This is a genomic window from Ruegeria sp. I3 (genome assembly GCF_056532525.1).
Map to the genome: position 1 here is coordinate 12,895 of NZ_JBQFNI010000009.1, position 20,797 is coordinate 33,691.

The 20,797-nt window shown below is 56.6% G+C and carries 23 protein-coding genes; 15 read left to right on the top strand and 8 right to left on the bottom strand.

Annotated elements, in window-relative coordinates; translation table 11 throughout:
* Position 1: 1 nt before the first annotated feature.
* From ACR0L9_RS18485 to ACR0L9_RS18510, 6 genes are all read right to left on the bottom strand, one after another.
* The gene (locus tag ACR0L9_RS18485) at positions 2-1,024 is read right to left on the bottom strand and encodes an endonuclease/exonuclease/phosphatase family protein (RefSeq protein ID WP_480896376.1); all 1,023 of its coding nucleotides are present in this window, start codon (positions 1,022-1,024) and stop codon (positions 2-4) included.
* Positions 1,021-1,851, bottom strand: a complete 831-nt coding sequence (locus ACR0L9_RS18490) for a hypothetical protein (RefSeq protein WP_170395166.1) — start codon at positions 1,849-1,851, stop codon at positions 1,021-1,023. The genes ACR0L9_RS18485 and ACR0L9_RS18490 overlap by 4 nt, the downstream gene beginning before the upstream one ends.
* A gap of 331 nt (positions 1,852-2,182) precedes the next feature.
* Positions 2,183-2,788 carry a 3-isopropylmalate dehydratase small subunit gene (gene leuD, locus ACR0L9_RS18495; RefSeq protein ID WP_170395169.1) on the bottom strand — a complete coding sequence of 202 codons (606 nt, stop codon included), beginning with the start codon at positions 2,786-2,788 and terminating at the stop codon, positions 2,183-2,185.
* Positions 2,789-2,830: 42 nt separating this feature from the next.
* On the bottom strand, positions 2,831-3,385 hold the full coding sequence (locus tag ACR0L9_RS18500) for an HdeD family acid-resistance protein (RefSeq protein WP_170395171.1): 555 nt from the start codon (positions 3,383-3,385) through the stop codon (positions 2,831-2,833).
* Between the two features lie 38 nt (positions 3,386-3,423).
* Positions 3,424-4,827 (bottom strand): 3-isopropylmalate dehydratase large subunit, encoded by a 1,404-nt coding sequence (gene leuC / locus ACR0L9_RS18505; protein WP_170395174.1) that lies wholly within the window; start codon positions 4,825-4,827, stop codon positions 3,424-3,426.
* A gap of 43 nt (positions 4,828-4,870) precedes the next feature.
* Positions 4,871-4,966 carry an isopropylmalate isomerase gene (locus tag ACR0L9_RS18510; RefSeq protein WP_260023663.1) on the bottom strand — a complete coding sequence of 32 codons (96 nt, stop codon included), beginning with the start codon at positions 4,964-4,966 and terminating at the stop codon, positions 4,871-4,873.
* Between the two features lie 123 nt (positions 4,967-5,089).
* On the opposite strand from ACR0L9_RS18510, the gene ACR0L9_RS18515 reads away from it, so the two are divergent.
* The 4 genes from ACR0L9_RS18515 (at position 5,090) to ACR0L9_RS18530 (ending at position 7,977) form a co-directional block, all read left to right on the top strand.
* Complete coding sequence (locus tag ACR0L9_RS18515) at positions 5,090-6,451, top strand: mechanosensitive ion channel domain-containing protein (RefSeq protein WP_170408707.1); 1,362 nt, start codon at positions 5,090-5,092, stop codon at positions 6,449-6,451.
* A gap of 164 nt (positions 6,452-6,615) precedes the next feature.
* Complete coding sequence (gene rsfS / locus ACR0L9_RS18520) at positions 6,616-6,975, top strand: ribosome silencing factor (protein WP_039541351.1); 360 nt, start codon at positions 6,616-6,618, stop codon at positions 6,973-6,975.
* A 44-nt stretch (positions 6,976-7,019) separates the two neighbouring features.
* Positions 7,020-7,490, top strand: coding sequence for a 23S rRNA (pseudouridine(1915)-N(3))-methyltransferase RlmH (gene rlmH, locus ACR0L9_RS18525; RefSeq protein ID WP_480896378.1), 471 nt, complete (start codon positions 7,020-7,022; stop codon positions 7,488-7,490).
* A gap of 1 nt (position 7,491) precedes the next feature.
* The gene (locus tag ACR0L9_RS18530; RefSeq protein WP_480896379.1) at positions 7,492-7,977 is read left to right on the top strand and encodes a flavodoxin family protein; all 486 of its coding nucleotides are present in this window, start codon (positions 7,492-7,494) and stop codon (positions 7,975-7,977) included.
* Between the two features lie 3 nt (positions 7,978-7,980).
* Here ACR0L9_RS18530 and ACR0L9_RS18535 read toward each other — a convergent pair whose 3' ends face one another.
* Both ACR0L9_RS18535 and ACR0L9_RS18540 read right to left on the bottom strand, forming a co-directional pair.
* Complete coding sequence (locus tag ACR0L9_RS18535) at positions 7,981-8,328, bottom strand: hypothetical protein (RefSeq protein ID WP_170395187.1); 348 nt, start codon at positions 8,326-8,328, stop codon at positions 7,981-7,983.
* A 35-nt stretch (positions 8,329-8,363) separates the two neighbouring features.
* Positions 8,364-9,074, bottom strand: coding sequence for a DUF599 domain-containing protein (locus tag ACR0L9_RS18540; protein ID WP_170395190.1), 711 nt, complete (start codon positions 9,072-9,074; stop codon positions 8,364-8,366).
* Positions 9,075-9,154: 80 nt separating this feature from the next.
* Here ACR0L9_RS18540 and ACR0L9_RS18545 point away from each other — a divergent pair, with 80 nt between their 5' ends.
* From ACR0L9_RS18545 to ACR0L9_RS18595, 11 genes are all read left to right on the top strand, one after another.
* A complete protein-coding gene (locus ACR0L9_RS18545; RefSeq protein WP_170423285.1) occupies positions 9,155-10,594 on the top strand; it encodes an FAD-linked oxidase C-terminal domain-containing protein in 1,440 nt (479 codons plus the stop codon).
* Positions 10,595-10,644: 50 nt separating this feature from the next.
* Positions 10,645-11,739 carry an FAD-binding protein gene (locus ACR0L9_RS18550; RefSeq protein ID WP_170626343.1) on the top strand — a complete coding sequence of 365 codons (1,095 nt, stop codon included), beginning with the start codon at positions 10,645-10,647 and terminating at the stop codon, positions 11,737-11,739.
* A 3-nt stretch (positions 11,740-11,742) separates the two neighbouring features.
* The gene (gene glcF / locus ACR0L9_RS18555; protein ID WP_170626342.1) at positions 11,743-13,056 is read left to right on the top strand and encodes a glycolate oxidase subunit GlcF; all 1,314 of its coding nucleotides are present in this window, start codon (positions 11,743-11,745) and stop codon (positions 13,054-13,056) included.
* Positions 13,057-13,173: 117 nt separating this feature from the next.
* The gene (locus ACR0L9_RS18560) at positions 13,174-13,959 is read left to right on the top strand and encodes a trypsin-like serine peptidase (protein WP_170423291.1); all 786 of its coding nucleotides are present in this window, start codon (positions 13,174-13,176) and stop codon (positions 13,957-13,959) included.
* Positions 13,956-14,774, top strand: a complete 819-nt coding sequence (locus tag ACR0L9_RS18565; RefSeq protein WP_480856235.1) for a trypsin-like serine peptidase — start codon at positions 13,956-13,958, stop codon at positions 14,772-14,774. Before ACR0L9_RS18560 ends, ACR0L9_RS18565 begins: the two co-directional genes overlap by 4 nt.
* 122 nt (positions 14,775-14,896) lie before the next feature.
* A complete protein-coding gene (locus ACR0L9_RS18570; protein ID WP_170395206.1) occupies positions 14,897-15,364 on the top strand; it encodes an Hsp20 family protein in 468 nt (155 codons plus the stop codon).
* A gap of 223 nt (positions 15,365-15,587) precedes the next feature.
* Complete coding sequence (locus ACR0L9_RS18575; RefSeq protein ID WP_480896380.1) at positions 15,588-16,019, top strand: hypothetical protein; 432 nt, start codon at positions 15,588-15,590, stop codon at positions 16,017-16,019.
* Between the two features lie 209 nt (positions 16,020-16,228).
* Complete coding sequence (locus ACR0L9_RS18580; RefSeq protein ID WP_480896381.1) at positions 16,229-17,308, top strand: hypothetical protein; 1,080 nt, start codon at positions 16,229-16,231, stop codon at positions 17,306-17,308.
* Positions 17,309-17,665: a hypothetical protein gene (locus ACR0L9_RS18585; protein ID WP_170395215.1), complete on the top strand. Its 357-nt coding sequence runs from the start codon at positions 17,309-17,311 to the stop codon at positions 17,663-17,665.
* Positions 17,652-18,776, top strand: a complete 1,125-nt coding sequence (locus tag ACR0L9_RS18590; protein ID WP_480896382.1) for a hypothetical protein — start codon at positions 17,652-17,654, stop codon at positions 18,774-18,776. Before ACR0L9_RS18585 ends, ACR0L9_RS18590 begins: the two co-directional genes overlap by 14 nt.
* A gap of 55 nt (positions 18,777-18,831) precedes the next feature.
* The gene (locus ACR0L9_RS18595) at positions 18,832-20,763 is read left to right on the top strand and encodes an AAA family ATPase (protein ID WP_480896383.1); all 1,932 of its coding nucleotides are present in this window, start codon (positions 18,832-18,834) and stop codon (positions 20,761-20,763) included.
* Positions 20,764-20,797 lie beyond the last annotated feature (34 nt).

The window sequence follows — 20,797 nt, forward strand, 5'->3', positions numbered from 1 at the left end:
CCTATTCGTCGAACAGATCGACCCAGACAAGCCGGTGACGGCTTGCGGCGACGGCCGCGTCACGGGATGTGGGTTCCGGCCAGTAAATGCCCGCATCGTGCACACGCCAATCCGCCGAAGGTAGGACATAATCCACTCTCATCTCGCCAACGCCCTTCCACAAAACTGTTGAAGTTGACCCCGCAGGGTCAACAGGCATCGGATCCTGCAGTTGCGGATTGGCCAGAAGATCACGGATTGCCGATTTGCGACCCTCGCCTTTGTAAGGATCCTGGTTCGCATCACCTGCGATGACAAAACGCCCCGTAGGTTTCTCACCCAGATCACCGTTCAGCAAAAGCGACCAGAGCCGAATTTCATCCCTGTTGCGCAGTCCGTTCCGATCTTCAGGTCCATCAAAGACAGGCGGGCTGGCGTGAAACGTCATCAGGTTTAGGCGACCACCCGGGGTGTCGACCGGAACGACCCAATGCGATGTAGAAGACAGCCGCTGAACAGCCTGCGCTTGTGGTGATGGGAAGGGCTCTCCATCCTTGGCTGGCAGCTGGGCATTCGGCAAGTCGCGCCACCGCATCTGGGTGAATGACCGCAATTGATCGGTAGCGATAGGATAGCGGGACAGCACTGCCAGCCCATTCTGGCCGGTGAACCGCCCCCAGCCTTGTGCATCGCCCGGACCGCCCGTCTCGCCGTCCCCATCCAGATCCAACGCGGTTTCGATCCCGGAATTGGGTTGCCCGGCGTAACTGTATTGATAATCCAAGCCGTTGCTTTTCAGCGCCTCGACCAGCGCAGCAAGGGCAAGCCCGTCTAAATCCCAATCGATGCCTTGCAGCGCGACGATATCGGGACGGGTTGTCATCAGCACCTCGATAACCGCAGCGACCTGAGGGTCGTTCCGCCGAATATCACGCAGCAACAGGCCGGGACCTTCGCGACTGAGTTCTGTATTGAAACTTGCGATGCGCAATGTCTCTGCCTGTGCCGTAAACGGCAACAGCAACAGAACCAGCAGTCGGATCATGCGATCTGAGTTGACTCGGAAGTTGAGTATGCGCGGCGCTTCTCAACGATCAGGCCGGCAATGCGCAGTGTCGCCATGCCTCGCATGATCATGCTGGCAGGCAGGAATGCCCATGCGCAAAGGGTCCAGATCAATGTCTGCGGATTGCTGAGCGCGATCGGCGTGATGAAAGCAGCCATCAGTTTGATCAGTGCGGGAATCAGGAAAGGCAGCAAAGCCCCAATTGCGATGTTGAGCCGCCCGTCACGCTGCAGACGGGTGACCACATCACCACCCTTGGTTGGGTCAAACAGCGGTAGATTGGTCCAGACGTTGAACGCGCCGTTGCCTGTTGGCCATCCCCGAAGCTTCACTGCATAGGCAAAGCTGGCGATGGTAACCAAGGCCGCGACATAAGCGACGCTGGCGGAGATACGCACCAAATCTACGAGGGGCTGGCTGGCATCGGCGGGCAGCATCAGAACCACAAGACGAACGGGGGAGTAGGGGAAATCCACCACATTCGCGACCATCAGGCCAACTGAATAAAACAGGCCAGTAAGTTCCGAGGGGGCATAGGCGTTCTTGCAGATCAGCGTCAGGAAGGTAACCATCGACATCAAACCGACAAAGCGCAGCCTGTTCACAGGTGGTGCGTCACGAAATTCGATAAAGCTTGGAAAGGCCGAGTTGTATTCCGAGAAAGTTAGGATAAACGCAAGGATCGCCAGAAAGACGACAATCTCAGTCCCATTCGACGTCGATGTAGGCAGGTACAACGCAGGGGTAAGCACCATAAGTGCTACCAATAATCCACGTATCGCCGCCCCCGTTGTGCGTGCAATCACAATCCGAACCCTTTTTCAAACCGGCGTAGTCGATTCTGTGCCGACTTATCGTCCAACTTGTGCTCACCGCTCGTTCGTTGGCGGCTACCTCATGGGTGCCAACTTTGCCGATAAGCGGTATTTCGCTCAAGCCAATGAGCAAGTAACACGCAATTTCGGGCAAAATGATGGCGCAACTGGTGCGGGATTGCATCAATTTCGACGCAAATCCGACGTGTATCTCAAATTGATACCTATATGTTGTGGTGCACTGGGTTTTTGCCCCAAGAATGCGAACAGGGCCGCGCTTGCGACCCTGTTAGGTTGAGTATCAACAGATTCGTCCCCAGAATCATACCCAGGGGCGGGCCTGACTCGCATGATCTTCGAACTTGTCGATGTGATGGTCTTTTTCCATCGTCAGGCCAATATCGTCCAGACCGTTCAGCAGGCAGTGCTTGCGGTGTGGGTCAATGTCGAACTCGATGACCATGCCATCCGAAGTGGTAATCTGCTGATCTTCCAGATGCACGGTCATGCGGGCGTTTTCACCCTTGTGCGCGTCATCCATAAGAATCGCGTGATGCTCTTCTTCGACTACGATGGGCAGGATGCCGTTCTTGAAGCAGTTGTTGAAAAAGATGTCGGCGAAGCTGGTCGAGATCACCACCTTGATGCCGAAATCCTTGATCGCCCATGGCGCATGTTCCCGCGACGAGCCGCAACCGAAATTGTCGCCGGCCACCAGAATCTCGGTGTTGCGATAAGCGGGTTTGTTCAGAACGAAATCTTCGTTCTCGCCGCCATGATCGTGATAGCGCATCTCATCAAACAGCACGACACCCAGGCCAGAGCGTTTGATGGTTTTCAGGTGCACTTTGGGAATGATCATATCGGTGTCGATATTGATCAGTGGCATTGGGGCGGCCACCCCGTGGACTTTTTCGAACTTTTCCATTTCTACACTCCTGCGGGGTAGGGCCGCGCCCGTGCTCCGCGTTTAAGCTTCTTTCGCTTCTGTTGTTTCGTCCTTGGGTGCGTTCTTGACGAAGAACGCCATGAAGACCAATCCGAACCCGTTGAACAGCATCTCAATGCCCAGGAAGATCCCCAGTATACTCAGCAGAGCAGCCGGTTCCTTGCCCACATAGGTCCAGATGATGCCGGCGAGGATGATCGACAAGATGCCCGAGATCATCGTGGGCCAGAAAAACTGCGTTCCTTTCATCTGGAACGACAGAATGACCCGCGCGATGCCGCCTGCCATAAACAGGATCAGCATCACAGTTGCCAGCGTCAGCGTGCCCTGCAGCGGGTGATCCAGAAAGGACCAGCCCAGAAACAGCATGACCGCACCCATGATGAGTGACAGGATCTTGTTGCCAGTGCCTTCAACCGTGAAGCCACCAACGATCTGCATTCCGCCCGCAATCAATAGCAACACACCAGTTACTACTGTTACGGCAACGGACGCCACGACCGGTGCGCCCAATACGAACACCCCGAATGCTATGGACAAAAGTCCAAGCAGTAGCCATTTGACCCAATCACTCATGTTAGTCTCTCCATCAAATATCTAGATATGAGAGACTCTTACATCAATTCACGGACGTCTGTCAGCCGTCCTGTGATTGCCGCAGCGGCAGCCATTGCAGGGCTCAGCAGATGGGTACGCCCACCGCGACCCTGACGGCCTTCGAAGTTGCGGTTCGAAGTCGCGGCACAGCGCTCGCCCGGTTGCAGCTGGTCGGGGTTCATCGCCAGACACATTGAACAGCCCGCGAGACGCCACTCGAAACCGGCATCTTTGAAGATCTCGGCCAAACCTTCTTCTTCGGCCTGTGCACGCACCAAGCCCGAGCCTGGTACGACCATGGCGCGCATGCCGTCCTTGATCTTCTTGCCTTTCAGGATTTCCGCCGCAGCGCGCAGGTCTTCGATCCGACCGTTGGTGCAAGAGCCGATGAAAACAGTGTCGATTTCAACATCGCTCAGCTTTTGACCGGCTTCCAAGCCCATATACTCGATCGAACGGCGGGCCGCGTCGACTTTACCGCCTTCGAAATCTTCGGGATGCGGTACGGATGCGGTGATCGGCAGCACATCTTCGGGACTGGTGCCCCAAGTGACGACCGGCGCGATATCTTCACCACGCAGCGTGATGACTTTATCGAAATGCGCATCTTCGTCGGTGTAAAGCGTCTTCCACCAGTCCATCGCGGCTTCCCACTGCGCGCCTTTGGGGGCATGCGGGCGGCCTTTGACATATTCAAAGGTGGTCTCATCCGGCGCGATCAGGCCAGCGCGGGCACCGCCTTCGATGGCCATGTTACAGACGGTCATGCGCCCTTCCATCGAAAGATCGCGGATCGCTTCGCCGCAATACTCGATGACATAACCTGTGCCGCCAGCAGTACCGGTCTCGCCGATCACAGCCAGAGTGATATCTTTGGCGGTCACACCCGGCTGCAGTTTGCCGGTGATTTCGACCTTCATATTCTTGGACTTTTTCTGGATCAGAGTCTGGGTGGCCAGAACGTGTTCAACCTCGGATGTGCCGATGCCGTGCGCCAGAGCGCCGAATGCACCATGAGTCGCCGTGTGGCTGTCGCCGCAAACAACGGTCATGCCGGGCAGGGTCCAGCCCTGTTCGGGGCCGACGATATGCACAATGCCCTGACGGACGTCGTGCACAGGGTAATAGTGAATGCCGAAATCTTTGGCGTTCTTGTCCAGTGCCTCGACCTGAATGCGTGATTCCGGGTTTTCGATACCATTCACACGGTCCGGCGTGGTCGGAACGTTGTGATCCGGCACGGCGATGGTTTTTTCTGGCGCGCGCACCTTGCGGCCCGCCATGCGCAGGCCTTCGAATGCCTGTGGGCTGGTCACTTCGTGCACCAGATGGCGGTCGATATACAGCAGGCAGGTGCCATCATCGGCCTCGTGGGCGACATGGGCATCCCAGATCTTGTCATAGAGTGTTTTGGGGGACATCGGTCCTCTCCCGTATGTAATGAGAAATAGCTGGCGAGTTGGCTTAGGCCGCCGATAGGCGGGCCAAGACCGTGCGGGCAGCCCCAAAGAACCGTTCACGCAGACGCGCGCGATCTTCCAGATTCTGTTCTTGGGCCACATTGAGTCTCATACGCACCAGATATAACGGGCATTCGTGTCAATCAAGGTTCAATCCCAACCGTCTCACTGCGGGCTTGCATCATCCAGCATCGCTGTCCAAGCTGACCTGTAGGAGAGGTGAATGAACCAGGATTTACTACCGGAGACGCTCTCGGAGCTTTACGCCAACATGACGGCGGCGTTTTCCTCGCAAATTGAAGGTCTGGTCGAGTTGATCGTCACCCCAGGATGGCGGCAGTATCAACTCATCATCATCCTATTCCTCTGGGCAATTTCATTTTTACTGAAACTGCTGACGCAGGGCCGATGGGAAACCTGGGCGAGGGCCCGGGTGGGATGGCCGAAATGGCGCTTGCGGATATTGATACAACTGATGCGCCGTCTGACGCTGGTGTATTTTGTGTTGCTGTCTGGTGGGCTTTATCTGGTGATGCAACAGGTCACATGGCCGTCGCGGAGCTATATACTTGGTGTCTTCGCAACACTGGCTGTTGCATGGCTGGCCATCGCGTTGGTTTCGCGATTGGTGAGAAACCGAACGCTGCGACAAATATTTAAATGGTCTATGTGGGTCTATGCTACGCTGATTGCGTTGAACCTGACGGATGATGTAGCCGGTTTCCTAGACGGCGTCGCCATTTCTATCGGTGATCTTCATATCTCGGCGCTGGGCATCATCAAGGCTGTACTGCTGATTGGCGTCCTGCTGACTTTGGCGCGTGTCGGCACACGCGCGGCTGAGCGCGGCCTTACGAACAATCAAGACATAACCCCATCGATGCAGGTTCTTCTGGCCAAGGGTATTCAGGTGCTGCTCTACGGGGCGGTGTTCATGGCGGCGATCCGCACCCTCGGGTTTGATCTGACTGGCATAGCGTTGCTGTCCGGGGCTATTGGCGTCGGGATCGGGTTTGGCCTGCAAAAAGTGGTTTCGAACCTGATCTCGGGCATTATCATCCTGATGGACCGGTCGATCAAACCGGGCGACGTGATTTCACTCGGGGACACATTCGGTTGGATTAACGCGCTGGGCGCGCGCTATGTCTCGGTGGTTACGCGGGATGGTCGGGAATATCTGATTCCGAACGAAGATCTGATTACCAATCAGGTTGTAAACTGGTCGCATTCCGACCGTTTCGTGCGGTTGGATCTTGATTTCGGCACCAGCTACGACGACGACCCGCACAAAGTCCGCGCGACAGCGATCCGTGCCGTCAAGACGGTCGGTCGAGTGCTGAGTGGAGGTAAACATGAACCTGTCTGCCATATCACTGGTTTCGGTGACAGCAGCGTGGACTATGTGTTGCGCTTCTGGATCAGTGATCCGAACAAGGGTCTGACAAACATTCGGGGCAATGTCTTCCTGGCGCTGTGGGATGCGTTCAAGGTCGAAGACATCTCGCTTCCGTTCCCGCAGCGTGAAATCCGTGTATTGGGCGGCCCGGAGGCCGACGCCGAGGTGCAACATCTCGCCAAAGAGTGACCGGATGTGGGGCGCAGCGTCGGCCCTTTCATTGAAATGTTGCAATCCCCTTGTTACCTTATTAGTACCCCGGCGCCGGGGTTTGGCGGCGCGCAGCAAAGGAGGACTATGTCCTGTCTCTACATACACAGGCGGGTTTGCCCGCCGATGATGGGGCCGGTGTAATGGCCCACTCTCAGTCAATCAGCGACAAGCTGCTTGAACGTATCCTTTCCTCACTTTCCGATGACAAGGCCGAAGACGTCGTGCAGATCAACCTGCAAGGTAAGTCTTCTGTTGCGGATCACATGGTGATTGCCTCGGGTCGGTCGACCCGTCAGGTCTCGGCCATGGCGGAAAAGCTGACGGATCGCATCAAGCAGGAATTCGGTTTCACCTCGAAGGTCGAAGGCAAGGATGCCGGCGACTGGGTGCTGATCGATACGGGCGACGTGGTCGTTCATATCTTCCGCCCCGAAGTGCGTGAATTCTATCAGCTGGAAAAGATGTGGCTGCCTCAGGGCGGCAGCGCCTCGGCGAATTGAGGCGCTATCCCGGCCTGTATTGAGGGGTCGGAGGCGAGAGAGACATGCGTATCAGCATCGTTGCGGTCGGGCGATTGCGCGCCGGACCGGAGAAATCCCTGCTTGACGACTACCTGACCCGATTTGACCGGACCGGCCGCGCGCTGGGGCTTGGGCCTGCGCGCGTGATCGAGGTTGAAGACAAGAAAAACGCAGGCATGGGGGCCGAGGCGGCCCTGCTGCGCAAGGCGCTGCCCAAGGGTGTGGTGATCTGTACGCTAGATGAGCGCGGACGGGTTTTGTCCTCGCCTGAATTTGCAAAAAAGCTGGGTGGATGGCGCGACGCGGGCCGACAGGATCTGGCGCTGATCATCGGCGGAGCGGACGGAATAGACCCAAATCTGCGGGCGGAGGCTGATTTTTCCCTATCCTTTGGGTCAATGGTCTGGCCCCATATGTTGGTCCGTGTGATGCTGGCCGAGCAACTTTACCGGGCCGCGACCATCCTTTCAGGCGGCCCTTATCACCGGGTCTGACATGGCGCAGCTATTGATCGTCTACCACTCGCGCACCGGCGGCACCCGGAAAATGGCTGAAGCCGCAGCCGAAGCGGCGCGGGATGAAGCGAACACCATCCTGAAAACCGCCGATCAGGCCGGGCCGAACGACTTGCTGGCCTCCGATGGCTATATCTTCTGCGCGCCCGAGAACCTGGCCGCGATTTCGGGTCTGATGAAAGAGTTTTTCGACCGCTGTTATTATCCTGTGCTGGGGAGGATCGAAGGTCGACCCTATGCGCAGATGGTCTGCGCCGGATCAGATGGCGAAAATGCCGCGCGCCAGATGGCTCGGATCGCAACGGGGTGGCGGTTGAAAGAGGTGCAACCGCCCCTGATCATCTGCACTCATGCGCAAACACCCAAAGCGATCTTGGCCGAAAAGATCATTCCTGAAGAACAACTTGAAAACTGTCGTGAGGTTGGAGCGGCCTTGGCCGCAGGTCTCAGCCTCGGGGTGTTCTGAGGGTCAGTTCAGATCGACCACGGTCGTGTCTTCGCTCCAACCACCGACATTGTCGCGCGCTTGAATTTGCACCTGCGTGGTCCCGTCCGGAATCACCACCCCGCCAAGTGACCGTGTAAAGGGCTGCTCATCGACATGAGGGTGATGCAGCACACGCATCCCCAGCTCGTTCCCCTGCATATCCAGAACACGCCAGCCGTCGGCATAGTCATCCCATCCGGTGTCGGAGTGGCGGATCGTGACGTCGAACCGCCAGGTATCCCCATTTGATTGGGCTGAAACCTGTTCGACCGTCGGAGGGTCGGCGAATGCGGGGCTGGCCAGTAAGGCGCTGAGAATCAGATATCGCATGGGGTCAAACTATGCTCTCGCGCATGGCATTGCGATCACGACTCTGTGTTTGGTGGCGCAGTCATGATTACGGTGCGTGAATGCGAGGCGAATTCGCGACGATAGAGCACACCGAATGTGACGATTGAGCTTAGGATCAAGGCTACCGGTCCAAGTATCCATGCAATTGAAGCCAACGCAAAATATGTCGCCCGCAACGCGCGATTGAAACTACGAGCCGCCGTGATGCAGATATCAGCGGATTGTGTGGCGCGTGGATAGGCCTGTGGATCATCGGGATCATTTGGAACAGCGGCCATCAGGATTGCGCAATACCCAAACAGGCGATGCGACCAGACAAATTTCAGAAAAGCGTTCGACAGAAAAAGAAGAATAATCAGTATCTTGATTTCCCAAACCATGGCAGGCGCACGGCCGATGGCAAGATCTTCAGCAACCCCAGCAAGGCGTTCGGTATTGCCAAGCAATGCCAAGCCGCCGCCTATTGCAATCATGATTGTCGAAGCGAAGAACGTGCTGCCCTGACGCATGGCCGAGATCACTTGTGCATCGAACACACGCGGCTGGCGCGTCACCATTTCACGCATCCAGACCTTGCGAAAATCATCCATCATCAATGAAACCGATGGTTTCTGAGAGGACGGATTTTCGATCCGCCACCCAATCCCCAGCCATGTCGCGAACAATAGCAAAACGGCTGCATAGTCCAGCGAGGAAAACAGTAATGTGCGGTCGATCCAGGTCATGCCGCGACACTATTGTTGGATTCGGCAACTTGCCAGTCGATAAAATTGGTAATATAATTTTACCAAATGGAGGATCAGCGATGGAAATGCCCAAGCCAAATCCGGATGTCTTAGCACGCAAGCAGGCATTGGTTGCACGACTACAGCAAGTGCTGCCGAAGGATGCTGTGATCCATGAAGAGGCCGAGACCAGGGCTTATGAATGTGATGCGCTGACCGCCTATAAATGCCCGCCAATGCTGGCTGTACTGCCTTCGACCACGCAGCAGGTTTCCGATGTCTTGCGCATTTGCCATGAACTGGGTGTGCCGGTTGTACCGCGCGGCGCGGGCACGTCATTGGCGGGTGGTGCCCTGCCGACGGCAGATTGTGTGATTCTAGGCGTTGCACGGATGAACGAAGTTCTGGAAATCGATTACGACAACAGATTTATCAAAGTGCAATCCGGCCGAACCAACCTGAGTGTAACCGGTGCCGTTGAAGAAGAGGATTTCTTTTACGCCCCCGATCCCTCATCCCAGCTTGCCTGCGCCATTGCCGGAAATATCGCGATGAATTCCGGCGGCGCGCATTGCCTGAAATACGGGGTGACGACCAACAATCTGATGGGTGTGACTATGGTCATGATGGATGGCAGCGTGGTCGAAATTGGAGGTGCCTATCTGGACGCTGGCGGGTTGGACCTGTTGGGTGTTATCTGCGGATCCGAAGGGCAATTGGGTGTCGTAACTGAAGCAACGTTGCGCATCCTGCGCAAACCTGAGGGCGCGCGTCCCGTTCTGATGGGCTTTGACGATAATGAAGTAGCCGGTCAATGCGTCTCTGACATAATCAAATCGGGCATATTGCCTGTCGCGATCGAGTTCATGGACCGCCTATGTATTCGAGCCTGCGAGAATTTCGCCCAAGCGGGTTATCCTGATTGCGAGGCGTTGCTGATTGTCGAAGTTGAAGGATCAGAGGCAGAGATCGATAGCCAGTTGTCGAAGATTATCGAGATCGCCAAGCGGCATAATCCGGTTGAGCTGCGAGAAAGCCAATCGGCTGATGAAAGCGCCCGTATTTGGCTGGGGCGGAAATCGGCCTTTGGCGCGATGGGGCAAATCAACGATTATATGTGTTTGGATGGGACGATCCCGGTCTCATCGCTGCCCTTCGTCCTGCGCCGGATCGGGGAGCTGAGCAAAGATTATGGCCTGCCAGTCGGCAATGTGTTCCATGCCGGTGACGGCAACATGCACCCCTTGATCCTGTTTGACGCCAACAAACCCGGCGATCTTGAGAAATGTGAAGCGTTCGGGGCGGACATCCTGAAGCTTTGCGTTGATGCGGGGGGCTGCCTGACTGGTGAGCATGGGGTCGGCATCGAAAAGCGTGATTTGATGACACACCAATATGAACCACAGGATCTTGAGGCGCAGATGGCGGTGAAAGATGTGTTTGACCCGAATTGGCTGTTGAACCCAGCCAAGGTGTTTCCGCTAAAGGCGTCTGCCACGCGCAGGATGGCCGCGGAATAGATGAGCCTTCCCCTTCAATACCCAGAGTATTTGCGAAAAGATAAAGTGCCATGACACCTGAAACCGAGGCTGAACTTGCGGACATCGTTGCCGGCCTGGATGGCCCAGTGCGTATTGCCGGAGGCAATACGCGCGGCCTTGATGGGCCCGAGCCTGTGCTGAACCTAACGGGACTGCACGGAATTACACAGTATGAGCCGGGCGCATTGACTCTGGTCGCGCATGCCGGGACTCCAGTGACTGAGATCGAAGCGGCTTTGGAGGCCGAGGGCCAGCAACTGGCGTTCGAGCCGATGGATCATCGCGGTTTGCTGGGCACCACGGGGGAACCGACAATCGGCGGTGTTGTCGCGGCCAACATCTCGGGGCCGCGTCGAATTCAGGCTGGCGCGTGCCGGGATTTCCTGTTGGGCGTACGTTATGTCGACGGGTTGGGGCAGGTGATCAAGAATGGCGGGCGGGTGATGAAGAATGTCACCGGTTACGATCTGGTCAAGCTCATGGCGGGTTCCTGGGGCACGCTAGGGGTGCTGTCCGAGGTCTCACTGAAAGTGCTGCCTAGACCTGAGGTCGAGACCACTCTGGCAGTCGGGGCCGCTGATGTAGGAACCGCAGTTGATCTCATATCCACTGCCCTGAAATCCCCCTTCGAGGTGAGCAGCGCAGCCTATGATCCACTGGATGGTCAGGCCTTGTTGCGGATCGAAGGATTTGCCGACTCGGTTGCCTATCGGGTAGGTCGATTGCGCGAAATCCTTGGAGGCGAATGCACCGAGTTAGAGAATTCGAGCAACCACTGGGTCGATCTGCGCGATCTGCGTGCGTTTCAGGATCTGGAAGGTGATGTCTGGCGCTTATCGGTGAAACCCGGCGATGCAGCCAGCCTTGCAGAACGGATCGACGCGGATCGAACCTTATTTGACTGGGGTGGGGGCTTGATCTGGGTATTGGTGCCAAAGGGCACCAATCTGCGTGCACGACTGGGTCACTTTGAAGGACATGCAACGCTGGTACGTGCAGAGGCTGACACCATCGTTGAATTTGGGCGATTCCAACCAGAGAGCACGCAGATTCAGGCTCTAACAAAGGCAATTCGGAAGAGATTTGACCCTCGGAACGTGTTCAATCCGGGTCTGATGGGGTAGGCGATGCAGACGAAATTTACCGAAAAGCAGTTGCAAGACCCAGCGATTCAGCGATCCAACGAGATACTCCGAAATTGTGTTCACTGTGGTTTCTGTACGGCAACCTGCCCGACTTATCAGGTGCTAGGCGATGAGTTGGACAGCCCTCGCGGGCGCATCTATCTGATCAAGGACATGTTGGAGAATGAGCGTGTTCCGGACGAAAAGACTGTCAAGCATATCGATCGCTGCCTATCCTGCCTCGCCTGCATGACCACGTGCCCCTCGGGCGTGCATTACATGCACCTCGTGGACCACGCACGGGAATATATCGAAGACAACTACAAGCGCCCGTTCTCGGATCGGGCTCTGCGCTGGATATTGGCCAGAATCCTGCCTTATCCGTCACGCTTTCGCTGGGCTCTAATCGGGGCAAAGCTGGGTCGTCCGTTCCGGTTTCTGATGCCGGATGCCCGGCTGAAGGCGATGCTGGACATGGCGCCGAGATATATTCCACCGGTTAGTCGCAATGATGACCCTCAGAGCTTTGCAGCAAAAGGCGCTAAGAAGAAACGCGTCGCCCTGATGACGGGCTGTGCGCAAAAAGCGCTCTACACCGACATCAACGACGCCACGATTCGCCTGCTGACCCGATTGGGCTGCGAGGTCGTTGTCGCCGAAGGTGCCAGCTGTTGTGGCGCATTGACCCATCACATGGGTAAAACCGGTGAAAGCCATGCGTCTGCTGCAGCCAATATCCGGGCCTGGACACGCGAAATGGATGGTGATGGTCTGGATGCGATCGTGATCAACACCTCGGGGTGTGGGACCACGGTTAAAGATTATGGGCACATGTTCCGCAGTGATCCGCTGGCGGCGGATGCGGGGCGTGTATCCGCCCTGGCGATGGATATCAGTGAGCTTTTGGTGCAGCTGGAGATGCCGGACAGCGACAAGAAAGAACTGGTTGTTGCCTACCACGCGGCGTGTTCATTGCAGCATGGGCAAAAGGTTACCTCTTATCCCAAGAACCTGCTGAAATCTGCTGGATTTACAGTGTTAGAGCCTAAAGATAGTCATTTGTGCTGTGGCAGTGCAGGAACCTACAACCTGATGCAGCCTGAGATTTCGGGTAAGTTGAAACAACGAAAAGTGCGCACGCTTGAGGCTAGGAACCCTGATGTTATCGCGGCAGGTAACATCGGATGCATGATGCAGATCGGCTCTGGGACTAACACGCCCGTTGTCCACACAGTCGAGCTGCTGGACTGGGCCACCGGAGGGCCGGAACCGCGCGCATTGCGCGGCGGCATGGCTGGGGTACCCCAACTGCGTTGATCGATTGCTGCACCCGCGCATCAGGTCCGGTTGAATTTCATCCAAGGGGCAATTGCCCTATTTTCGCCGCACCAACGGCATACGAATCTTGGTCGGACCCCATGACCGGAGACCCGCGTGCGCAACTGGATCACGGCTATTGTCTTCAGCTTGCTGCCCTTGGCAGGACAGGCGCAGGATACTGGGCTTAGGAGCCTGGAAACCACCGATGCTGGGCGCGAGTGGATGGCAGTTGGTCGGCTGGATATCGACGGCACCGGGTTTTGTACCGGATCGCTGATATCTCCGACTCTGGTACTGACGGCTGCGCATTGTCTGTACGATAAAACCACGAAACAGCGAATTAATCCGGCCCGGATCGAGTTTCTGGCCGGTTGGCGCCTTGGTTCCGCCTCGGCTTATCGTCCGGCGCGTCGAACAGTGGTTCACCCCGACTATGTTTATGAAGGCAATGTTTCTGCAACGCGGGTGCGTCATGATATTGCGCTGATCGAGCTGTGGCAGCCGATCCGCAACACCTCGGTCATTCCTTTCGAAACCGGACGCCGTCCTGCCCGCGGTCAAGAGGTGGGGGTTGTCTCGTACGCGCATGACCGCGCCGAAGCGCCAGCATTGCAGGAAGTCTGTTCCGTCATTGGGCGACAGGCTGGAATTCTGGTTATGTCCTGCAACGTGGATTTCGGGGCATCCGGCGCGCCGATCTTTTCGTTTGACGGCGAGCGGCCACGCATTGTGTCGGTCGTTGCAGCGAAGGCCGAATTGCAGGGTCAACGCGTTGCGCTGGGCACCGCCTTGGATGAATCGCTGGAATTGTTGCGGGCCGAGCTTTCGCAGGGGCGGGGTATGAACGCCACATTGGACAACAACACCAAAAACCTCGGAGCAAAGTTCCTTAAGCCATGATGCGTGTTTTTCTAAGTATCACCTTGCTTGTTTCTATTCTCGTAACTGCCGCGCAGGCCCAGACCAGCAGCAAGCGCCGACTGACGGATCGCGATGATCTGTATGGGTGGGAGGCGGTCGGACGTCTGGATATCGGCGAACAGGGCTTTTGCACCGGTACTTTGATCGCAAAGGACATCGTGCTGACAGCGGCGCATTGCGCTGTGAGCAAGGCCACCGGAAAACCCTATGCCCCCGGTGAATTGACCTTTCGCGCCGGTTTGAGCGACGGTCAGGCGCTTGCGGATCGCAAGGTCATCCAGATTGCGACCCATCCCGATTTTGTTGCCAATGCGCCGGTATCGGCGTCACGTGTTCGAATTGATGTGGCTCTAATGCGGCTGGAAGAGCCGATTCCCTATTCGATTGCTGATCCGTTCGCACTGCACAGCGGCCGCGTCAGCGACAGCGAAATCAGCGTCGCCTCGTATGGTCGCGGTCGGGCCGAGGCGATCACGCGCCAACGCTCTTGCCGCATCCTGCAACGCGGGCAGGGGCTGATCAGCTTTGATTGCGATATTACATTCGGTTCGTCGGGCTCCGCTATTTTAGCAAAAAAAGGCCCGCGTTGGCAGATCCTGTCGGTTGTTTCGGCGGGCGCATCGGATGGTCAACGCAAGATCGGCTACGGGATGGAGCTGTCGGGGATTGTCTCGGAACTCAAGGCGATATTGCGTCGTGACGCGCCCCGACCCACGGCAACAATCCGCAGATTGCAGCCGGGTTCAGCCAAGTCCAATTCGGGTGCTAAATTCCTCAGCGCGGGCGGGTCTTGAACCCAGTCCTTTTACTTCCCATCTGAGTTTTACTGGATCGCCAAAGCTGGGGTCCGGCATAAATCACCGCCCGTCCATTTCGGAGGGCAATTTCGTGAATCGCTCAAAGATGAGGATACGACATGCGTACATTTGACTTCGCACCACTTCACCGCGCAACCATCGGTTTCGACCAGATTGCAGACATGATGGACCGGGTTTTGACCAATGACGTGGCTCAGCCCAGCTATCCCCCTTACAACATCGAAAAGACCGATGCTGATACCTACCGCATTTCGGTCGCTGTTGCAGGGTTTTCCGAGGCCGATCTGTCGGTTGAGGTAAAGGAAAATTCTCTGGTGGTTTCCGGCAAGAAAGCTTCGGACGAAAAAGAGCGCAGCTACCTGCACCGTGGCATCGCCACCCGCGCGTTCGAGCGCCGCTTTGCTCTGGCCGACCACGTTCGTGTCACCGGCGCGAGCCATGAAAACGGCATGCTGAACATCGATCTGAAGCGCGAAGTGCCAGAAGCGCTGAAACCGCGCCGGATCGAAATTTCGTCTGGCAAGGCCATTGAAAAGGACGTGGTTGACGCCAAAGCCGTGAACTGAGGCTGTTGATCACTTAGCGACAGTCCCGCCTCTCTGGATTGTCGCACCACACGCCCCGCGTTCCTCCAGGCGCGGGGCGAAGTTGTATCCATCGCAACACGGACATGGTGGGCAACACGTTTTCACGAAAATCTGGCAATAGTTTAGGTCGTCAGGCTAGTCTCTTCTGGAACACTTCAATGAACTGAATTTTGTTCACTGCCTTCAGAGGGAGACGAAATAGATGCGAATGAAATCCGATATTGCCGCTATAGTCTGTGCCGTAGTTGCATCGACCACACTGACCGCGACACCAACCCGTGCCAACGATACCGGAGCGCTTATTGCTGGGGTCGCGTTGGGTGTGCTGGGAGCGTCGATCGCCAAACACCATCACAAGCACGGATCAAAATATCAGAAGCACCCGCATGTTTCGCCCGAGGAGAATGCGATCGGGCTTTGTATGCATCGGACCCACACCGCCATGAGCAATCAAGGCTACTATGCCGTCGATTTTGAGCGGACGCTTTCCTATACGACGAATTCTGATGGCATCGATCTGATTGATTTGGAGGTCGCGCGCTCGAAGGACAGCAATGATGCGCGGAGCCACATAAAAGCCCATTGCGCTATTCAAGATGATGCTGTGGTCAATTTCCGGTATTCGAACTACTGAGCTTGCCATCGGCAGCTTCAACTTAAGAAATCCAAGAGCTTCTATTTTCCCTTCTGAAAACCAGTAGGCAATGTGTCTCGGCCTTGTCTCTGCGTCTATCTTTTTAGCGTCGAGTTTGTCACAGTCTTGGTGATTTGGAGGCCCAAGGGGATGTAAATTGCCATAACATTCCCTATGTCATTGGATGATAAGAAGAATAGGGATAGCAGATGTCGAACCAGCAATTCGAAGCATTGATTCAAGAGACGCAACAGAAAGTCCGCGAAAGCCAGTCGCAGATTGAAGGCTTGACCTCACGGATCGAAGCGGCGCGTGCCAAGATCGGAACCGCAGAGGCAGATATCGACATTGAAAATGCCACTTTGGAAGATGTGCACGCCCATACCGAGGTGATGAACGCCAACATCGCTGAGCTGATCATGGGGCTCGACGACGTGACCAACGCGTTTTCCAAGGATTTCGACGAAATGCGTTCGAAAACCGGGTGGGAGTCGTTCGTCGGCATCTTCGCCAAGGCCAAATCCGAGTCCATGCGGCAGGAACGCATGCGCACCGCCAATATTGATGACAAGCTGCAGGACCTGATCGCCAAGTCCGATGTGATCGTAAAATTGCTGGAAGGGCAGTTGTCGGTACTGGAGGAACAGCGCGTCAAGGTCGAAGACAACCTGACTGTCACGCTGGATGACCGTGAGGCGACGGTGGCCGAGTTGGAAGCACTGCGCGCCGAGATTCAGGGTATGGACCCGACAATCATCACGCTGGAAAACAAAATCAGCGTCGAACAGGACGCCGCCGCGCGGACCCAGCTGGAAACTGAACTGGCCGAGCTGAACAAGCAATACAACGCCAAGGTTCAGGAAGAGCAGGTCAAGCTGGCCAAGTCTCAGACGCTGGAACGCTATATCGAAAAGGGCAAAACCTGGGTCGACTCACTGCAAAACCAGGCGGCGACGCAGATGGTGCTGATCAACAAGCTGCAGACAGACACGCAACAGCGCGTGGTGCTGTATGACGCCCTGACCAAGTCTTTGAAAACCGCGCAGCAACAGGACGTGGCCCACCGCATCAACGAGATCGGCGTACAAACCGACCAAGAGGCTCAGACCGCCATGGCCGCCATCGGCACCGCGACCAACCAGAAAATGGCCGACATGCTTGAGGCGCATGAGGACCACATGGTCTTTGCCCGCGACGTGCTGGAGAAAAAGGCCAAGGCGGATGAGCGGTTCGCGCGGCGCTTTGCCTCGATTGTCGAGAAGCATGATAAGAATTTGTATGGGGCGTAAATGGCCTCTATCATTCTGATATTCGGTCCAATGCTCGTGTTCGTTGTGGCATTGGGGGTAGTGCTGGCCGTCTTCACGTTGACTGTTTGGGTCCTGGCTTTTCTAGGTTTGCCCAATGACGGTTTCGTTGAAGGTTTAGCCGTATTGTTCGGTGCTCTGATGTTACCGGCCTACATTTATTTTATTGTTCGCATTTGGCTGCCAGCTATTTGGATGGCTTTGGTCAACTTGAACGAAGCCATCCTTCGAAAAAACGGTATGTCGATGATCCAAGCGACACGCTTGGTACGAGATCGTTTCGGATGTTTTGCGCAAGATTGGACCAGATATAGAGAGTTCATTCGTGGTCGAAGTTAATCCCACCCAAGACCATGTCGGCCTGACCGACACCTTCGCCTCGCGCCGCTATTTCCGCAAATTCGAGGTCATCACCGTCCACCTCCTACGCGTGGCCGCGACGATGGAGGCTGAGGGTGAGATCAGCAAGCAAGAGGTGCGGATCGTGTCGCGCTACCTCTCGGGGCTGCTCTACACCTTCCGCGCGCTATCCATGAAATACCTGCTGGTCGGACGCGACACGGGGCGGTTCTTTGGCAGCCTCGCCATAGACAAGCGTGACAGCGGGTTTCCGGTGGCGGCCGAGCTGCTGACTATGGCCAACGACGCGCAGCAGGCGCAGGTGCATCTGGCGAATATGCCCTCCGAGGATGATCTGAAAACCGACATGGTCCGCACGATCATCGGTGATCAGGAGATCCCGACCAAGCTGCAATTCGCGCTGTCCCAAAGGCTCTATTATGAGGAATTGCTGAAGGGTCAGCTGTTCTGGGCCCGCAATGATCCCGAATGTCACTGGATCGGGAATGAGGGCGAACGGCGCAAGTTCATGATCCACTGGGCGGTCTATGACAGCCAGATCAACCTGCCCGTCATCTATCTGATGCAGCTTGAGGACAGCGGCAAGACAGCTTTGCCGAAAGACCAGCGCCGCTGGCCCGAAGTGCAGGCGCATCTGATGGCGCAGTCTCTGGGCGGGTTGAAACTGGTGACCATAGCCAAAGGGTTCGATCAGGATTTCGACGACCTGCACCCCAAACACCTGCGCCGCATTCATGTGGGGCCAATGTATTCCTCGGCCTATACCGAACAATCCGGCCCCCTGCGGCAGGTGCTGGAGGATGCGCAATCTCCGCAAGGTCAAGACTGGGCGCTGGCCTGGACCACAGAAGAGTTGGAAAGCGAAGAGGTGATCGAAGAGCGGGCCGGATGGTTCTCGACCGTCGAACGCGAGGTTTTTGCGCTCGACCCATTCGGCGCGCAAGGGGCCGAAACCGGGGCCACACGCACCCAACGGTCGATCATCTTGCCCCAGCGTCCGTTTCAGGTGCTGGCCGAGCGTAACCCTCCAGGGTTTGCCGATGTGCGCAAGTTCGTGGTCAGCAAGTCAGGGCAGGTGTTGAGGTATTAGTTTCGCCTTCGGCGAGAGTATTTTTGAAAAAGATGAATCAAGGGCGGTTTTTGAGATGAGTTTGACGTCAGATCAGATGGAATTGCGCGAGGCGGATATTCGCAAGCATTACCCGGCAGCGACCGCCTTGCTGAATGGGTTCGAACACGCGCCGCGGATTGCCAAGGCGGTGGAGACGTCGACGGAACGGTCGCCGGGGGTGTCGACCGGACGGAGGTTTCGATCCACCACGCCGGGTTTGGTGACACGGCGCACAGTGCGCGCAGACGGGGTGCATTTGGTCGAACGGATCGAAGCCTCGGATGATGGCGATGCGCTGGTCTCGCCACCGCAGGCCACAACGCAGCAGGCAATCCGCCGTGCGGTTGCCATCGCTCTGGCGGTGAGCGAGGCCTACGCCGAACAGACACCGTTGGCAGATTTGAAACGCGCGAACCTTGCGGGCGATTTGCCCGCCGCGCGAAAGACCGAATTCTCGGAACTGCTGACTGCCGAGGCTCTGATCACCTCGCACACCTTCGGCAATGCGCTGGCGTACTTGATGTCCTCGCATCTGGGAGAGACCACTGTCGATATCGGTGAGATCGAAGAGGTCCTGACCGACAACGGCCAACTCGCCTTGCACGGCGCGCTGTGGGAGTTGGACCAGACCCTTGCCAAACACGCCCCCGATGATGCCCACCTGATCGCGGCCACCAGCGCCTATGCCGAGCAACTGTTGGAAAAGGTCGCTCTACGCGCCCAGTCCGCAGGCCATCTGGCACCGTTCCAGAGTGCCGCTTGGCGTATCGAGGCAGATGATCTGACCATCCGGGGTTTCGAACCGGCATCAAAGGCCAAATCCACCACCCTGACCATGACGTTCAAGAAACCAAACGAGGTGGTCGGCAACCACATCGCCAAGTATCAGGCGATGAAGCTGGCCAAGATGGTCATGGCCTATGATTTTGAACGCCGCCTGAACCCGTTTGCTGAGCTTGGCGGGTTCATCTTCACTTTCATGGGGGATGGCAAACCCGGCACGGGCAAGACCACCCTGATCCAGATGATGGCGGGGCTGATCAACGATTATTGCCAGAACGCGGGCTATCCGTTTCGCTATCAGAACCTGAGCACCGACAATATTGACAGCTATCAGGGTAAATCCGGCCAGAACGCCAAGGCATTTATCAATACGATCATCGACCCTTCGGTCATCGGTTTCGGCACCATCGACGATATCGACCAGCTGGCTGGCAAGCGCGGCGATCGGCAGTCGTCAGCCGGGCAGCTGGAAATCACCGCCGTGCTGATGGAGAGCTTTGCAGGCGCCAACACTGTCGTGCGCGGCAACTGCACCTTTGGCATGTTCTCGAACTACCCCGAGAATGTGGATGACGCCCTACGCCAGCGGGCGGGCGCGCGGTTTCTGGTGGACGGGCCGCAAACGCGCGAGGATTACATCGACATCCTGCACCTGCTGATGGGCCGCAACCACGACATTCCGCTGGGCGAGCATGAGGCTTATGCCGCGCAGGAAATCAAAAAGGCCGTCGCCGCCAGTTTCGAAAGCCACTCCCGCCCGCATGAAGACGCTCTGCTGCAGGTCTATAGCCGCGTTTCAGGCGATATCGGCCAGATGGACACGATTGCTAAGCTAGGCACCTACCTCAAGGCGATCCAGCAGGCGGATGAGCGGTTCACCGGCCGCGCCATCAAGAACATCACCGACGCGGTCAAGGTCCGCGCGATGGATTTCGAACTGCCCGACGAATGGATGGAAAACCCCAACCTGTTCCTGTTCCGTGACTACGACACCAAGAAGGCCATGATCGAGGACCTGCGCCAGCCGATCACGGTTGAGATGGTGATCCAAGAGATCAACCGATATGCCGACAGCGAGTTCCGCTATGCCGACAAGAGCGACGAGGTCGCCATCGAAGACGCCGTCCGAGAGATGGGCCGGATGGAAGAGGCCAAGCGGCGGTATTTGGAGGGGAAAGGGTGAGCGAAGGTCCATTACATTTCAATGAATTTCGACT

Excerpts from the sequence above, each read along its gene's own strand:
- ACR0L9_RS18485 (WP_480896376.1), bottom strand. The coding sequence starts at position 1,024 with ATGATCCGACTGCTGGTTCTGTTGCTGTTGCCGTTTACGGCACAGGCA.
- leuD (WP_170395169.1), bottom strand. The coding sequence starts at position 2,788 with ATGGAAAAGTTCGAAAAAGTCCACGGGGTGGCCGCCCCAATGCCACTG.
- ACR0L9_RS18500 (WP_170395171.1), bottom strand. The coding sequence starts at position 3,385 with ATGAGTGATTGGGTCAAATGGCTACTGCTTGGACTTTTGTCCATAGCA.
- leuC (WP_170395174.1), bottom strand. The coding sequence starts at position 4,827 with ATGTCCCCCAAAACACTCTATGACAAGATCTGGGATGCCCATGTCGCC.
- ACR0L9_RS18515 (WP_170408707.1), top strand. The coding sequence starts at position 5,090 with ATGAACCAGGATTTACTACCGGAGACGCTCTCGGAGCTTTACGCCAAC.
- rsfS (WP_039541351.1), top strand. The coding sequence starts at position 6,616 with ATGGCCCACTCTCAGTCAATCAGCGACAAGCTGCTTGAACGTATCCTT.
- rlmH (WP_480896378.1), top strand. The coding sequence starts at position 7,020 with ATGCGTATCAGCATCGTTGCGGTCGGGCGATTGCGCGCCGGACCGGAG.
- ACR0L9_RS18530 (WP_480896379.1), top strand. The coding sequence starts at position 7,492 with ATGGCGCAGCTATTGATCGTCTACCACTCGCGCACCGGCGGCACCCGG.
- ACR0L9_RS18535 (WP_170395187.1), bottom strand. The coding sequence starts at position 8,328 with ATGCGATATCTGATTCTCAGCGCCTTACTGGCCAGCCCCGCATTCGCC.
- ACR0L9_RS18540 (WP_170395190.1), bottom strand. The coding sequence starts at position 9,074 with ATGACCTGGATCGACCGCACATTACTGTTTTCCTCGCTGGACTATGCA.
- ACR0L9_RS18545 (WP_170423285.1), top strand. The coding sequence starts at position 9,155 with ATGGAAATGCCCAAGCCAAATCCGGATGTCTTAGCACGCAAGCAGGCA.
- ACR0L9_RS18550 (WP_170626343.1), top strand. The coding sequence starts at position 10,645 with ATGACACCTGAAACCGAGGCTGAACTTGCGGACATCGTTGCCGGCCTG.
- glcF (WP_170626342.1), top strand. The coding sequence starts at position 11,743 with ATGCAGACGAAATTTACCGAAAAGCAGTTGCAAGACCCAGCGATTCAG.
- ACR0L9_RS18565 (WP_480856235.1), top strand. The coding sequence starts at position 13,956 with ATGATGCGTGTTTTTCTAAGTATCACCTTGCTTGTTTCTATTCTCGTA.
- ACR0L9_RS18570 (WP_170395206.1), top strand. The coding sequence starts at position 14,897 with ATGCGTACATTTGACTTCGCACCACTTCACCGCGCAACCATCGGTTTC.
- ACR0L9_RS18575 (WP_480896380.1), top strand. The coding sequence starts at position 15,588 with ATGCGAATGAAATCCGATATTGCCGCTATAGTCTGTGCCGTAGTTGCA.
- ACR0L9_RS18580 (WP_480896381.1), top strand. The coding sequence starts at position 16,229 with ATGTCGAACCAGCAATTCGAAGCATTGATTCAAGAGACGCAACAGAAA.
- ACR0L9_RS18585 (WP_170395215.1), top strand. The coding sequence starts at position 17,309 with ATGGCCTCTATCATTCTGATATTCGGTCCAATGCTCGTGTTCGTTGTG.
- ACR0L9_RS18595 (WP_480896383.1), top strand. The coding sequence starts at position 18,832 with ATGAGTTTGACGTCAGATCAGATGGAATTGCGCGAGGCGGATATTCGC.